Annotated in this window: 15 protein-coding genes; 5 read left to right on the top strand and 10 right to left on the bottom strand. The window is 27.6% G+C overall.

What is annotated here, in order from left to right; translation table 11 throughout:
- Positions 1 to 127 precede the first annotated feature (127 nt).
- The 4 genes from ACYUDJ_RS10780 to ACYUDJ_RS10795 all read right to left on the bottom strand — a co-directional run bounded on the left by ACYUDJ_RS10780 (position 128) and on the right by ACYUDJ_RS10795 (position 4,902).
- The gene (locus tag ACYUDJ_RS10780) at positions 128 to 1,516 is read right to left on the bottom strand and encodes a GntP family permease (protein WP_003485178.1); all 1,389 of its coding nucleotides are present in this window, start codon (positions 1,514 to 1,516) and stop codon (positions 128 to 130) included.
- Positions 1,517 to 1,742: 226 nt separating this feature from the next.
- The gene (gene pdxA / locus ACYUDJ_RS10785) at positions 1,743 to 2,747 is read right to left on the bottom strand and encodes a 4-hydroxythreonine-4-phosphate dehydrogenase PdxA (RefSeq protein WP_043032088.1); all 1,005 of its coding nucleotides are present in this window, start codon (positions 2,745 to 2,747) and stop codon (positions 1,743 to 1,745) included.
- 12 nt (positions 2,748 to 2,759) lie between these two features.
- Positions 2,760 to 4,079: a four-carbon acid sugar kinase family protein gene (locus tag ACYUDJ_RS10790; RefSeq protein WP_043032089.1), complete on the bottom strand. Its 1,320-nt coding sequence runs from the start codon at positions 4,077 to 4,079 to the stop codon at positions 2,760 to 2,762.
- Between the two features lie 64 nt (positions 4,080 to 4,143).
- On the bottom strand, positions 4,144 to 4,902 hold the full coding sequence (locus ACYUDJ_RS10795) for a DeoR/GlpR family DNA-binding transcription regulator (RefSeq protein WP_043032090.1): 759 nt from the start codon (positions 4,900 to 4,902) through the stop codon (positions 4,144 to 4,146).
- A 539-nt stretch (positions 4,903 to 5,441) separates the two neighbouring features.
- On the opposite strand from ACYUDJ_RS10795, the gene ACYUDJ_RS10800 reads away from it, so the two are divergent.
- Complete coding sequence (locus tag ACYUDJ_RS10800; RefSeq protein ID WP_043032091.1) at positions 5,442 to 5,942, top strand: GNAT family N-acetyltransferase; 501 nt, start codon at positions 5,442 to 5,444, stop codon at positions 5,940 to 5,942.
- 241 nt (positions 5,943 to 6,183) lie between these two features.
- On the opposite strand, the gene ACYUDJ_RS10805 is transcribed toward ACYUDJ_RS10800, so the two are convergent.
- Positions 6,184 to 7,077, bottom strand: a complete 894-nt coding sequence (locus ACYUDJ_RS10805) for a CPBP family intramembrane glutamic endopeptidase (RefSeq protein ID WP_043032092.1) — start codon at positions 7,075 to 7,077, stop codon at positions 6,184 to 6,186.
- Between the two features lie 407 nt (positions 7,078 to 7,484).
- Between ACYUDJ_RS10805 and ACYUDJ_RS10810 the strand changes: the two genes are divergently transcribed.
- On the top strand, positions 7,485 to 8,870 hold the full coding sequence (locus tag ACYUDJ_RS10810) for a L,D-transpeptidase family protein (protein ID WP_043032093.1): 1,386 nt from the start codon (positions 7,485 to 7,487) through the stop codon (positions 8,868 to 8,870).
- An 85-nt stretch (positions 8,871 to 8,955) separates the two neighbouring features.
- On the opposite strand, the gene ACYUDJ_RS10815 is transcribed toward ACYUDJ_RS10810, so the two are convergent.
- Both ACYUDJ_RS10815 and ACYUDJ_RS10820 read right to left on the bottom strand, forming a co-directional pair.
- Positions 8,956 to 9,123, bottom strand: coding sequence for a hypothetical protein (locus tag ACYUDJ_RS10815; RefSeq protein WP_154698154.1), 168 nt, complete (start codon positions 9,121 to 9,123; stop codon positions 8,956 to 8,958).
- A gap of 67 nt (positions 9,124 to 9,190) precedes the next feature.
- Positions 9,191 to 9,784, bottom strand: coding sequence for a TetR/AcrR family transcriptional regulator (locus ACYUDJ_RS10820; RefSeq protein WP_043032095.1), 594 nt, complete (start codon positions 9,782 to 9,784; stop codon positions 9,191 to 9,193).
- A gap of 143 nt (positions 9,785 to 9,927) precedes the next feature.
- Between ACYUDJ_RS10820 and ACYUDJ_RS10825 the strand changes: the two genes are divergently transcribed.
- Both ACYUDJ_RS10825 and ACYUDJ_RS10830 read left to right on the top strand, forming a co-directional pair.
- On the top strand, positions 9,928 to 10,449 hold the full coding sequence (locus ACYUDJ_RS10825; RefSeq protein WP_043032096.1) for an NAD(P)H-dependent oxidoreductase: 522 nt from the start codon (positions 9,928 to 9,930) through the stop codon (positions 10,447 to 10,449).
- Positions 10,450 to 10,596: 147 nt separating this feature from the next.
- On the top strand, positions 10,597 to 11,250 hold the full coding sequence (locus tag ACYUDJ_RS10830) for a hypothetical protein (RefSeq protein ID WP_043032097.1): 654 nt from the start codon (positions 10,597 to 10,599) through the stop codon (positions 11,248 to 11,250).
- Positions 11,251 to 11,459: 209 nt separating this feature from the next.
- Here ACYUDJ_RS10830 and ACYUDJ_RS10835 read toward each other — a convergent pair whose 3' ends face one another.
- Genes ACYUDJ_RS10835 through ACYUDJ_RS10845 form a run of 3 tightly spaced genes read right to left on the bottom strand, consistent with a single transcriptional unit; the run spans position 11,460 to position 12,488 of the window.
- On the bottom strand, positions 11,460 to 11,711 hold the full coding sequence (locus ACYUDJ_RS10835) for a hypothetical protein (RefSeq protein WP_030035516.1): 252 nt from the start codon (positions 11,709 to 11,711) through the stop codon (positions 11,460 to 11,462).
- Positions 11,712 to 11,720: 9 nt separating this feature from the next.
- Positions 11,721 to 12,101: a hypothetical protein gene (locus ACYUDJ_RS10840; protein ID WP_003485157.1), complete on the bottom strand. Its 381-nt coding sequence runs from the start codon at positions 12,099 to 12,101 to the stop codon at positions 11,721 to 11,723.
- A 21-nt stretch (positions 12,102 to 12,122) separates the two neighbouring features.
- Entirely contained in the window at positions 12,123 to 12,488 is a 366-nt protein-coding gene (locus ACYUDJ_RS10845; protein ID WP_043032098.1) for a DUF2089 domain-containing protein, read from the bottom strand.
- Between the two features lie 361 nt (positions 12,489 to 12,849).
- Here ACYUDJ_RS10845 and ACYUDJ_RS10850 point away from each other — a divergent pair, with 361 nt between their 5' ends.
- Positions 12,850 to 15,312: a GxGYxYP domain-containing protein gene (locus ACYUDJ_RS10850; RefSeq protein WP_043032099.1), complete on the top strand. Its 2,463-nt coding sequence runs from the start codon at positions 12,850 to 12,852 to the stop codon at positions 15,310 to 15,312.
- Positions 15,313 to 15,362 lie beyond the last annotated feature (50 nt).

Raw genomic sequence — 15,362 nt, forward strand, 5'->3', positions numbered from 1 at the left:
GTAAATGTGGAAATAAAATAGATTTAACTTTCACACCGCAAATATAAAAAAATAAGAGCATTTTTTATAATGCCTATTAAATAAAAATTAAGCTGAAGTAAAAACTTCAGCTTAATTCATTTACATTTTATAGTATAAAACTTAATATAATTAGTTCTATTAAACCTACTGCCCAAGCTATAGTAGTAGTAACTGACCATACTTTTATTTGTTCTTTTGCGTCTTTTATTCCAAGAGAACGGTTAACTACCCAGAAATAACTATCATTGAAATATGAGAATAAAAGTGATCCCATACATGCTCCAAGTGCTGCTAATATTGGATTAACATTTGATGCTGCAACAATTGGTGCAGTTATAGAAGCTGCAGTTATCATGGCAACTGTTCCACTTCCTTGGATAAGTCTTACTAAAGAGGCTATTATAAAAGGTATTAATACAACAGGCATATGAGAACCTGCAATTGATTTCGCTATATAATCTCCTGTACCACTATCACGAAGCACCATACCTAATGCTCCACCGCCACCGGTAACTAATATTATTATACCAGCAGATTTTATTCCTTTTTCCATTTCATTTATAACATCTTCTTTGCTTAGCTTACCCGCTAGTCCATATATAGCAATTACAAGACCAATTCCTACTGCGATTATTGGCGAACCTAAAAATTGAACCATGTTAGTAAATCCACTAGGAGCTATTGATTTTTGTTTAATTAAAACATCTAATATAGTATTTATAAGTATAAATATTATAGGTGTTATTATTGGTGCAAAAGCCATAAAGGTAGATGGTAATTCTCTATTATCCTCTTCATGTTCAAAATCATATACTGGCTCTTGATATTCTGTTCTAATCCACTCATCTTCTTTATCCCCTGGAATTTGATATATTTTTTTTCCTATATACTTTCCATAAATCATTCCGGCTATCACCATAGGTATAGCTAAAGGAATTCCCCATAAAATAAAGTTTCCTACACTTACTCCAAATATCCCTGCAACTCCCACTGGGCCAGGTGTTGGTGGTACCAAACTATGTGTAATTACAAGTCCTAATCCTAAAGCTACTCCTAGAGAAACTACTGATTTTTTAGTTTTCTTGGAGATTGCTTTTGCAAGTGGTGCTAAAATTATAAATCCTGAATCACAAAATATAGGTATAGACACTATAAACCCTGTTATTGCTAATGCTAATTCTTCTCTTTTTTTACCTAAAAACTTTATAAAAGTTCTAGCCATTCTCTCCGCTGCACCAGATACTTCAAAAATCTGGCCCATCATTACCCCAAAACCTATGATTATACCAATGCTTCCTAATGTTCCCCCAAAACCCTTAGATATTGAATCAATTATTTTATTAGGTGGCATTCCTCCTACAAGTCCAGTAGTAGCTGCTGCAATAATTAGTGCTAAAAATGTATGAATTTTAGTTTTTAATATTAAAAATACGAGTATGCTAATTCCAACTACAAGTCCTAATATCATTTGATTTCCTGCTACTGTGTTTCCCATTATTCTTCCTCCTTTTGTTTTGTAAAGGTATTCATTTGTATTTAAAAAAACTAGTAAAAAATTTTATGTATACTTTATCTATGTAATAAATTTATGTAATATAAATTTCCCCTATGAAGTTAAAACTTAAATTTCAGCTTATCTATTATCCTAGCTGATTCTTATCTTCATCTTTCATCGGGTGAAGATAAGAATCCCTAGAACTTATCATAATTATTAATAAATTTTATTTTTTGAATTTAGGTGAATATTTAGCCGCTAAAATTATAGCTTCTACCATACTTACAGAACTAGCTTGTCCAGTACCTGCTATATCAAAAGCAGTTCCATGATCTACTGAAGTTCTAAGTATTGGCATTGCATTTGTTACAGCAATAGTTCTTTCAAAATCTAATGTTTTTGTTGCTATATGCCCTTGATCATGATACAAAGATAATACTGAATTATATCTTCCCTTAAGAGCTAGATGGAATACTGAATCTGCTCCTATAGGACCTTCTACTTTATATCCCATTTTTTGAGCTTCCTCTATAGCTGGAACAACAGCTTTCATTTCTTCATCCCCAAACAAGCCATGTTCTCCACTATGAGGATTTAAACCTGCAACAGCCATCTTCCCATCCTTTACTCCTAATTTTTCTAGAGCTTCAGAGCATCTTATTATATAATCTAATACTCTTTCTTTAGTTACTAAGTCACAAGCTTTTCTTAAAGAGACATGTCTTGTTAAGAAGAATACTCTCATTCCTCTAACTTCAAACATAGTAAGAGGATCTTCTGTATCTGTTAAATCTGCTAAAATCTCAGTATGACCAATATAATTTACATTACCTTCTCTTAAGGACTCTTTATTTATTGGAGTTGTAGCTATAGCATCTAGCTCTCCCTCTTTAGCCATTTCTACAGATTTTTTTATATATTCAAAGGCTGCTTTTCCTGCTATACCTTGAACCTTACCTATTTTTAATTCATCAATATTTATATTATTTAAATCTATCAAATCTATAGTTCCTAAAGTAAACTTACCCTCATCTGCTTTTTTAATTGAATTTATATTTAAATTAACATTGCAGAATCCCATAGCTTGTTTAATTACTTTTGCATCTCCTATTAATATAGGATTACATTTTTCATAAACTTCTGCTTCAGTTAATGATTTTACTACTATTTCTGGCCCTACACCGGCTGGATCTCCTATAGGTATTCCTATTATTGGTTTATTATTAATCATATTTAGTCCTCCCTAGTCACAATTAATATTTTTAAATAAATAATCTACACATAACTCCATTCCATCTTCTTTTCCTACCATTCCCCCTTTGCTTACAATTTTCATGTCTGGGAATTCTCCTTCTATAAACTTGCCATAAGCGGCTAAAGGCATTACTTCATCTAAAAGTTCTAGTCCTGCTGAATTAAATTTTCTACAAATACTAACACTTATATCTCCTCCACTGCTAAATATACCCTTTATAGATTTTATTTCTTTCATTATTCTATAACTTATTTCCGCTACTGAAGTATTCATTATTTGAGATAAAAATTCTTTTGTAGTATTTTGTTTTTTTGCTTCCTCATCTAAATTAATCCTTACTTCTTCATATAAAGAATCTAGCACTACACAAAATACATCATATAAATCTTTATTTTCTATAACCTTATTTATTACTCTGTCTATTTCTTTGTGTTTTATATTTATATCACTTAATATAGCTCTAGAATTTATATCTACTTTATATATATCCCTATCTTTTGAAAGTCTTTCTAGCTGTGCTCTAGTAGTATCTGTTATACTTCCTATAGACATAAGCACCTTATTGCTAATCTTTTTATCCCTTTTACTCTCTTTATCTAAAACAATATGTTGCTTTATTACCTCTGCAGTAAAAGGACCTGGATCTACAGATATAAACTTAATATTTGTATTTATTAATGCTTTTGATATAATTTCTAAATCATTGTTATCTAAAGCATCAAATATTATTAATTTTTTACCCTCATCATAGAACTTTAATATTTTGTTTTGTAAATTTTCACATCCCTTTTTAATATCTTCAATATATATAGATGCGGCTTCATATTTACTTTGCTCTTTTACTAATTTTTCAATTATAGAAGAGTTTATAGGCTTTTTACCATCCTTTGCTGCATCTGAATCTTCTAAAGCCTTACCATTTACTAAAAGATATCCTCCCACAGCTTGTCTGTTAGCCTCTGGGAAAGACGGTACTACCGCAGCTATAGTACCTTTTGGAAGGGCGTCTAACATTCCATCTATCTCTGATCCAATGTTTCCTCTTAAAGTACTATCTATTCTTTTTCCGTAAACTTTTACATTTGGGCTAAAGAAAAATTCTGTAGCTTGATAAACTCTTTCATAGGCATCTTCTTTTTCCACCCCTCTACTATCTGTTGAATAAAGAACTGTATCGTAGGATTTTTCTAAATCATCTTTTCTTAAAGAATTCATCAATGTTACAGGTTTTAAGCCTAATTTTTTAATTAAAACTCCTGTAGCATTAGCTCCCGTCAAATCGTCAGCTATAATAACATAATTTAACATTTAATGTCCCCCTCGAACCAATCATTTACTAAACTTCATAGGATTCATTGAATAAAATTCCTATTTATACATTGATTATTTTTACATTTAATGATTCTAAATATTTATCTTCATCTTTATCAAATTTTTTATCTGTAATAATGCAATTTACTGATTCTATAGAAAATATATTTACAAAGGATTCCTTATTAAACTTACTACTATCTGTTAAAAGAACAGAATAAGATGCTGATTTTACTATACGCTTCTTTAAGTTTGCCTTTTCAAAGGTAGGAGTAGATAACCTAAAATCAGAATCTATTCCAGAGGTTCCTAAAAAAGCTACATTAACTTTTATATTAGATATAAATTCATCTGCAGTAGGGCCTATTATACATCCTGTTTCTTCTTGTATTTTCCCCCCCACTATATAAGCTTTCACACTGTTTTGATACAATTCTAAAGCTATTTTAAGATCGTTTGTTATAACTGTTATATCTTTTACTTTGTTAAGCACTTTAGCCAACTCAAAGGTTGTAGTACCTGCATCTAAAAATATACTATCTCCTTCTTTAATTATGCTCAAAGCTTTTTCTGCTATTTTTTCTTTTACATATATATTGCTTATCTTCTTTAAATCATAGGCTTGTTCTGATAAATAAGTAGAACGTTTTACAGCTCCTCCATGACTTCTATATAAAATACCCTTATCCTGTAATCTATCAAAATCTCTTCTTATAGTCATTAAACTTACATCTAGTTCATTAGCAATATCTTCAACTTTCACAGTTCCTAGCTCATCTAACTTTTCAATTATGTATTGTTCTCTCTCTACTGGAAGCATATTATCACCTCTTATTTTCAGTATAAAAACAAATTAATCTATATTAATACAATTTACTTATGAAATCTAATTTGTGTTTTTCTTTTCGTTTCCGTTGTTCGTTTATGTTAATTAAATATTATACTGTATTTTATAATTTGTCAATATATTTTATAAACCTTTATATTTCAACATTAATTGATATTTTTATAACAAATATAATTTAGGTATAGCTAATAAAATAATTGCCAGCTTATATATCTAACAAAAACTCACACACTTACTTGTGACATTACTATTTTGTATATTAAGCACAAAAATTAATAAATGTTTTGAAGCTTTTAGTTTAACATTGAATTAAAACTGTGTTTTAACTCAATATTGAAATGAAAATATATATTAATCTGAATTTACTAGAGAAAAAGTCTACCCTCATTATATTAAGATTAATATTATAATGAGAATATAGAATAAGCTATATTAAGTATACTCGTGTTGAATCATGCTACTTAAATATCATATAATGTTTATAATAATACTGGATATAGGGGGTATAACTTATGAAAGCTATAGTTGATAATAAAAAACATATCATTGAGTTTAAGCATATAACTGAACAAGATATGATAGAAGAAATTAAGCAACTTTTTTTAGAGTATGTTCAATCACTGAAAATAGACCTTTCTTTTCAAAATTTCGAAGCAGAATTTAATTCACTGCCAGGTAAATATGGACCCCCCTATGGAGTTTTAATATTAGCATTAGTTGATGGCAAAGAGGCCGGCTGTATTGCTCTTCGTAATATTTCTGAAAATATATGTGAAATGAAAAGATTATATGTTCGTGATTGTTACAGAGGATTGGGAATTGGTAAAAAGCTTATTACTATAATAATTGAAGAAGCCTCAAAAATGAATTATCAACATATTAGACTTGATACTCTTCCAACGATGAAAAGCGCTCAAGCCTTGTATACATCATTAGGATTTTATGATATTGAACCATATGTATATAACCCAATTGAAGGAACAAGGTTTATGGAGTTGAGATTGAAAGACTAATTTCTTATATTGTTGAATAGAGTTAAGACGCAATTTTTTTAAAATGTTTATTTATGTATTAAGGAAAGTCTCAAAATGGCTTTCCTTAAAATTAAAGACTATTTTATATTAAAAATCTCTTTCTACAGATATAAAAGCACCCAGCCGTTATAAGCTGAATGCTCTTTATAATCTTATTTATTATTTTTTAATATATTGTCTACTTCTTTATATTAGACGAACTAATAATTTACCTTTGCTTTTATAAATGGATTTTTTCATATGAATTTTTAATTTTATATAATAATATTATTATGGCTACAGATAAAACTATAGTACATGCAATTCCGGCTTCTGGGCCAAAGGAACCTCCCGCAAATAAATCTGAGCCAACTAATTTTAATTTCATTAAACTCCCAATATCTGTTTTTATACCACTTACTTCAAGCCCAAAAATATTTCCCTGAAAAAAATTCCAAGCTGCATGAAGTCCGCAAGCTCCCCACAAATTCTTTGTTTTTATAACATACAATCCGAAGACTATTCCTGTTATAAATAAATTTAAAATTGCAACTAAACTTACATTAGGATTAAAAAAATGTAAGAGAGCAAATAGTAATGATGAAAATATTAACCCTATAGTAATATTATATTTTGCACCTAACACATTCATAAGCCATCCTCTTACTAATACCTCTTCCGTTGCACTTTGAATCATCCATCCTGGTAAAACTATTATTAATGGTAATATGTTATTTAAATTTAATCCATTTACTAAATTTATATGACCTGTAACTATAAGAACTATAACTACTGATGAAAATAATATAACACCTACAATAAAACCCGAAATGTATTTTCCCAAAAATCCTTCTCTAAAAAATCCTAGGCCAGCAATACTACGTTTTTCTCGTTTTTTTACCCAAATAAATACAATTAAAGTAGAAAATAAAAAACCTGTTATTAGATAAAGCGAAAAATTAATTGGTGTATTATTGGGAATCTTTAATATTGTTTTTATTATAAGAAATACAATTCCTCCTATTATTTGTCCTATAACCATAAATAAAAATACTAACAAATAAGCCACAATTATATTATATAAGTGCCTAGATTCTTTAGCTTGTCTAACTAATTCTGTTTCTTTTAAAATCATAAATTGCCTCCCCAACACTATGCTTAATTAAATGAATGAATTTTAACAAAATATCTGGATTATTATATCATAAAATACATAATTATACTAATTATTATGTTTATGCTAAAAAAACAATTCCAATTTTATGAAATTAAAATAATAAAATAACCTGCAAAAGGATTGATAATCATTTATGTTCTTTTATTAAACATTTTATTATAATTAATTTTTAATATAATTATTTTGTAAAAACTCTTTTCTCCTTTAATCAAAATAAATTCTATTTAGAGGCTTTTTATCCCAATTAAAGATTATTCCAGAAAAATATATAAAAAATATATAAAATTTGTATAAATGAATTGAAAAACCAGTCGAAAATGTTATATATTATATATGGTAACTAAAGTTTAGGAGGCATCTTTTTAATGAGTAAAGGAAGAACTAAAAGTAAAAATCATATTAGACCTAGTATTATAGGGTTATTAAGCGTACTTATAATCTACGTATGTATGGTATTATACTTTAAGAATCATTTTTATTTTAGAACAACTATCAATGGCATTAAAGCTTCATGTAAAACTGTAGAAGAAGTTAATAAGGAAATGGAAAGTGAGGTAAAAAATTACACACTACAATTAGAAGGTAGAGATGGAGCTAAAGAAAGGATTTCAGCAAAGGACTTTAATCTGAAATATAATACTAATACCGAAATTAAAAAGTTAAAAGATGCTGAAAATCCTTTCAATTTGTTCAAAGGTATTTTTACGAAAAAAGAACACGAAATACCTAGAACTATTTCTTATGATGAAAATTTATTAAAACAACATATTGATAAAATGGTTTTTTTAGATAAAGATAAAATAACTAATCCTAAAAATGCTAGTTTAAAATATACAGGTAAAGATTATGAAATTGTACCAGAAGTTATGGGTAATAAAGTTAATGAAGATACACTGTATAAAGAAATAAAAAACGCAATAATTAAGGATAAAAAACTTATAGATTTAGAAAAAAGCAATTGTTACGAAAATCCAAAATATACTTCAAAGTCAAAAGAAGTTATTGAAGCTAAAAAAACTATGAACAAATATTTACAATCAGTAATAACTTATGATATAAGAGGAAATAAGGAAGTAATAAATGCTTCTACAATAAATAATTGGCTTAAAACAGATGAAAAATTTAATGCTTATATAGATAAAGAAAAGGTAAGGGCTTATATAGATAATTTAGCCTATACCTACAATACAACAGGAAAAACCAGAGATTTTGTCACAGCAACAGGAGAACATGTAAAAGTAAGTGGAGGAAGTTATGGTTGGGCTATTGATAGGCCTAAAGAGACTGAAAATTTAGTACAAGCTATAAAAGAAGGAAAAACTATAAATAAAAAACCTAGTTATGCTCAAACTACACCTTATACTGGTGCTGATGACATAGGAAACACTTATGTAGAAATCGATCTAACAAAACAACATTTATGGTTTTTTAAAAATGGAAATGTTGTTATTGATGGAAATATCGTTACTGGTAATGTAAGCGCAAATTATGCAACCCCTGAAGGTGTTTATAAACTAGATTATAAAGAAAGAAATGCTGTATTAAGAGGAGAAGGATATGCTGCTCCTGTTGATTTTTGGATGCCTTTCAATGGTGGTATTGGTATGCATGATGCTTCTTGGAGAAAGGATTTTGGAGGAACTATTTATAAAAATGGTGGTTCTCATGGCTGTGTAAATTGTTCTCACGCTTTAGCACAAACTATATTTGAATCTATAGAAGCAGGAACTCCAGTTATTTGCCATAATTAATAAGACAAATTGTTTTTACATTTATTTAATTTCTATATATACAAATATAGTATGAAATAAAAATTTCGGTAACTTTTTAAAGGGACTATCCCAAAAATAAATTTTGAGATAGTCCCTCTTCATTTTCAACATTATCTGTCATAGCCCTAAATCTTTCTCCTGACTGTACAAAATCGCCACTTTTATCAATGGTTTCCCTTACTAACTTTCCTTCAACATAAATTGGATACTCTTTGCCTTTAAGATGTTCCAAAGGTTTATTATTATTTAAAGCATTATTGGTTTTTGATACCCTCTTAAATATTTTTAGTAATTCAAATCTAAAACTTAAGATTTTTATGTATGATATTTTCAACGAGTTCTAAGTAATCTCCATTATAGATAAATGTTCTATTTGCTAACATTACCGCAATTCCATGTACCATTGACCACATAGCTATTACATCCTGTGCATATTCTTCTCTTTTTACATTTATACTTTTTAAGTATTCAATAGCAGAGTTTTTAAATAATCCAAAGGCTCCTGAAATTTTAGTTTCAAGTTTATTTTCATCAACTATAATCTCGTATTTATAATTATTTAAAAATAAAAATTTTAAATAATCAGGATTTTCAACCATAAACCAAACATATTTTTTCCCAAGCTCCATAATTTTTTTATATGGATCATCCTTATACATTTCTGCTATTTCCCTTAAAGACTTTTCGAATTTACCAAATACATACTGAGATATGGCATTAATTAATTCTTCCTTATTTTTAAAATGTTTGTATGGAGCTGAATGACTTACATTACATAAAGCTGCTACTTTTCTAAGTGAAAACTTATCTGCACCCTCTTCATTGAATAACTTTAGACCCTCTATTATTAAACTTTCTTTTAAATCTCCATGATGATATGTATCACTTGCCATATAATAACCTCTTTTCTAAAAATATAAATATATTATGATATATTGTATCATCTTATGTTGACAGTGTAAACTTTCAGAGATATAATAAATTAAAGTTTACACTGTCAACATATCCCTACTTAAATGTGAAAGGAGTACTTTTTATGTTATTAATTCATGACCTAACTAAAGAAAATTCAAGTAATATATTATCCTTATTACCACCTAAGACTAAAATATTATCAGAAGAAATAAATACTATACATCCCTGTTGTGGCTGTTTTAATTGCTGGACAAAGACCCCTGGAAAATGCATTATAAATGATTCCTATACAGAAATGCCTAAATATATTTTACACAGTAATGTACTTATTATAATTACAAAAATATATTATGGTTGCTACTCTCCTTATATAAAAAATGTTATAGATCGCTCTATAGGGATTCTACTACCCTTTTTTCAGAAAATTAATGGAGAGATTCATCATATTTACAGATATAATCAATCCCCTAAGCTTGTAGTTATAGGTTATGGAGAAGATATCTCATCTAATGAAGAAACTACATTTAAAGCTTTAATTAAAGCCAATTCTTTAAACTTAAATTTTAAGGATTACAAAACTTTCATAGTTAATGATATATCTAAAATAAAAGAAATTTTAGATAATTTATCATGTAATCCTTAGTTTTAGATTGAGTTTATTTATAATGAATATCTTACTTAATATAAAACTTAAAATAACATCTCTAAGGACATAATTGCTCTTATCTGCCACTCATAAAAGCTAAGAATATTAGAGCAGATAACGATGAAATAAAGGAGGTAAATTTTTATGAATAGTTTATGCATAATAAATGGCAGTCCAAGAAAAGAAAAAGGTACTTCTAGCTACCTTATTAATGAATTAGTCCAATTACTTAATAATAATATTAAAACAAAAGAATATTATATAAGTGAACTTATGGAAAACAAGAATTCACTTCAGGATGTTATATCCTTTAATAAAATTATTTTTGTTTCTCCCTTGTATGCAGATTGTTTACCAAGTACCATGCTTGATTTTATGATTTATTTTGAAGACTTTATTAAAGATAAAAAAAATCTAAATATGGATATGTACTGCCTAATTAATTGTGGGTTTTTAGAAGGAACTCAAAATATATTAGCCATTGACATACTAAAAAATTACTGTAAAAGAATAGGTTTAAACTGGCGATTTGGTGTAGGTATAGGTGGTGGTGAGTTTATGGCTAGTTCAAAAAACATGCCTCTAAACTGCAAAATGAAAATGCCTGTATATAATGCCTTTTTAGATTTAAAGAAAGATATTGAAAACAGTGCTAGTAATCCTACTTGCTCAGAAGCTATCCTTGTTAATGCTAAAATGCCTAAATTTATATTTAAATTAGCTGGTAATATGTCTTGGAAAGCAATGGCTAAAAAGAATAACTTAAAACCAAAGGATTTATATAAAAAAATTTATTAAATATAATATTATTAAATTTTTATGAGGCATTATATAATCAATAATTTAACTTTGTTACTAAATATTTCACAATATAAAACTCAAATATAACTTTTTAGGTAGACATTAAAAACTCATATTAGCCTTTAATGCCTACCTAAAAATTTATATTCTCTTAATATTTACACCCTTATGATTGAAACTATAATTACTTTAAAATCACTAAAAACTCAAACTTTAATTAACACATATGTACCATCTTCATTTCTAACTTCTACTAGTTTAAGCCCCTTATGTTTCTTTAATTCTTTTATTATACACATAATTGAATCTACATCTAAGTATTTTATATATTTAATACTTTCACTATTATTACTTGATTTTCTACACATAGCTTTTAAAAATTTTAATACATATGGCAAAATCGAAATGGGGACTGGAACATACAATCTTGTATGTTTATGTTTTACTATTATTTTCATTTTTATCACCTATTCAATAACTATTCTTACAATATCACCCTTGCTTGAATTAACTGATACGATTTCTCCTAGTATTTCACTTTCTATTGCTTTACTTATTGTTTCTGCTAACATTTCTAAATCTACACCCTCTAAATCTGCATTTTTTATAGGCAATTTCCCTGTGATTTTTAAAATGGAATTCAATACAACTACAGGAATATTAATTTTAACATTATCTCCCTCTGAAGAATCCACATATATCTTAAACATTTTTTCATTATAGTTATTTACATTAGTTATATTTGTTTCCTTGTTTTTATATATAGCCTCTACAAGATCTGCACACTTTTCTATATTTATTTTTCCCTCAGATAACATTTTTAAAACTTTTATTAAATCCTCTCTCATAACTATCCCTCCACTATTTCATTAATCTTCCTTTAATATTTTTATAGCCTCATCAACAGAAATTTCTCCTCTTTCTAATGCCCCGATAACATCTTTTTCTTCTTTTTTCTCCTTAATTAATTCTTTATATCCTAATGCATTAATTACTTCATCTAGTTTTGCCCTAACCGTAGGATATGAAATCCCAAGTTGTTTTTCCACATCCTTAATACTGCCTCTACACATAATAAATACTTCTATAAATTTTAGCTGTTCTTTAGTTAAATAATCAAATTTAGAAAATTTAAAATCATTTTCTATAACAGTATTACATGAAGAACATTTAATCCGTGTTATTTTTAGTTTTTTACCGCATACTGGGCAAGTTGTTATTGCCTTATATATCATTCTATCCCTCCTGCTATTTAATATAATACCCCTTTATATTAAATTAGTCAACAGATTATATTAATAAAATTAATATTAACATTCAAAAAATTAATCACAATTAATATATAAATTAATTTTATTAATATATTGTTTAATACCATGCATATTTTCTACATTCAAATTAAAATTTTCATATTCATGTTATTATGTAGATATTAATATCATTTTAAATTGCTAAAACAAATACTTATTTGTTTTTTATAAATCCATTAATCACCTGTATACAAGTTATTTAAATAACATATTCTATATTTATATTAAGTAATTGATAATTAAAGATACAATTTACTTAAAATTAATATAGAAGAGGTGATAATAATTGAAAAAAATTTTTAAATTAAATATATCTATTCTATTAGTATTAGTAGGTGTACTTTGCTTTTTCTCAATAACAAATAAACCTACTTCAGCTACAGATGATGATAATACTGTAAATCTAGTTTTAGATTCACGAAATAACAATGAGATTCCAAAGAAATTTCGTAAATCCTCTGATATATCAAATGTAGAGAAGAATAAAAATATAAATCTTAGTGGATTAAACACATTAAATATTTCTGGTAGTAAGCAATTTTCTGAACAAAATCTTCCACTTATAATAAGTAATATAAAAACTTCATTGCCTATAACAGTTGTTGATTTAAGACAGGAATCTCATGGATTTATTAATGGATTACCTGTTAGTTGGGCTAATAAAAAAAATGATGCTAATATAGGATTAACAAAAGCTGAAGTTTTGGAAGATGAAAATAATAAATTAAAAAGTATTAAATTAAATTCTCCTATTAGTTTTTACAATGATCCTGATAAAACTATAATTCCAACAAAAGTTGAAAATGAAGAACAGCTTGTTAAGCATAACTCATTATCATATGTTCGTATACCTGTTACTGATACAAAGTTACCTACAGATGATATGGTTGATTACTTTGTTGATGTGATTAAATCTAATCCTAAAGACACATGGTACCATTTTCACTGTAAGCAAGGCATAGGAAGAACTACTACTTTTATGATTATGTACGATATGATGAAAAATGCAAAAGAAGTATCTGCTGATGATATTATAAAAAGACAACTCTTATTAGCAGGTTTTGATGAAAAGCAAATGAAATCTTTCTACAATGATAAAAGGTCTACTTTTTTACAAGGTTTCTATAAATACTCCAAAGAAAATGGTAACGATTTTAAAATCAAGTGGAGTGATTGGAAAAAAAGTCTTAATACTAGAAGCAATAGTTCCTTATCTATTGCTTCTTCAAATAAAGGCTCCTCTAACTATATAAAAAATTCTAAAATCCCAACTCACTTATATGTTATCTCTCAAAATATAATGACTCCTAGTGAAAGAACAATGATAGCTACCCTTCAAGGGATAGTTAATAATCATTGCTCTCATCAAATATACACTCTTAATTCTTCACAACCAGATTATCAAATATGGCTAGATGATTTAAAAAATAATTATGGTGTATCATACAAAAATATTTCAGATCCATGGGAATTATTGGATATATATAAAAGCTATGTTCAGGGATATGTGCTTTATAGCAATAAATCATCAAAAGATCCTTCTATAAATAATGCTTGTTCTCTTGCTTCATTAAATAATTCCATTGCAGTTAATGAAAGCATTGAAAATAAAGTACGAGCCCATAGTATAACAAATATTAGTGGAGATTGTAGAAATACGGACAAAAATTGGGCTTACAATAAGTTATGGAATTCTGGATTAAATCATTCAATAGTAATTCAATTATCTCCTGAAAAGGAAACATCTTTAAGAGACTACGCTATAATGACTAAGGCTCTAATATTTTATGAAGATAACATAAATGATACATCTCTCAGAGATAAAGTATTTTCCTCTATGAATGCCAATTCTATTTGTTTAGGATGGGGACCGGATGAATTTATAAATGTAAGCACTTCATCAAAACATGGTGTAAGTATAATAGCTGCAGATTGGTCTTATAATTTAACTGTATTAAGTGCCTTTCCTTCATCCCCTATGACCCAAAAATCCTCATCAAATATAACTAATAAAAAAGATGTCCATTATGTAACATTTATTATGTCAGATGGAGATAATCAACAATGGGATCTTGGAACTAATTATGGGTCTCCTAAGTGGTATGGTTCCCCTTATAGAGGTAACTTTAATCTTGGTTGGTCTTTAAGTCCCTCTTTGTATTATTTAGCTCCTACTGTTTTCAGCTTATATTATAAAAGTGCCTCTCATGGATCTACTAATGATTATTTTATAGTATCACCTTCAGGCAATGGATATATGTATCCCAGCAAATATGATAAGAATGCTCTAGGTACATATATTAATACACTAGATGATTATATGAAAAAAGTAGATGAAAAATATGTAGCAATTATAGATGACTCTTCTTTTTATAATAATAAGCTTTGGGATAAATTTACTGTTAAGCCTAACATACAGGGATTGTTTTATCTTGATTACCATAAACACGACAACTATCATGGAAAAATTATTTGGTCTAATAATAAGCCTATAGTATCTTGTAGAGATCTGCTTTGGAGTAACCTAGAAAGCGAAGATGAATTGGTTAAAAATATTAATGAAAGAGTTAGTTCTGGTGAGGTAGATATTCATGATCCTAATAGCTACACCTTTGTATATGTTCATGCTTGGAGCAAAAGCTTAAATAATATTGAAAATGCTGTTAATAAGCTAAGAAAAAATCCTAAAGTAGAAATAGTAACCCCCGAAACATTTATGCAATTGATAAACAAAAATGTAAATCATTAATTAAAAATTTTCATATTTTATATATACTCAAATAACCCACTAAATATATT

Source organism: Clostridium sp. CTA-6 (assembly GCF_054768115.1).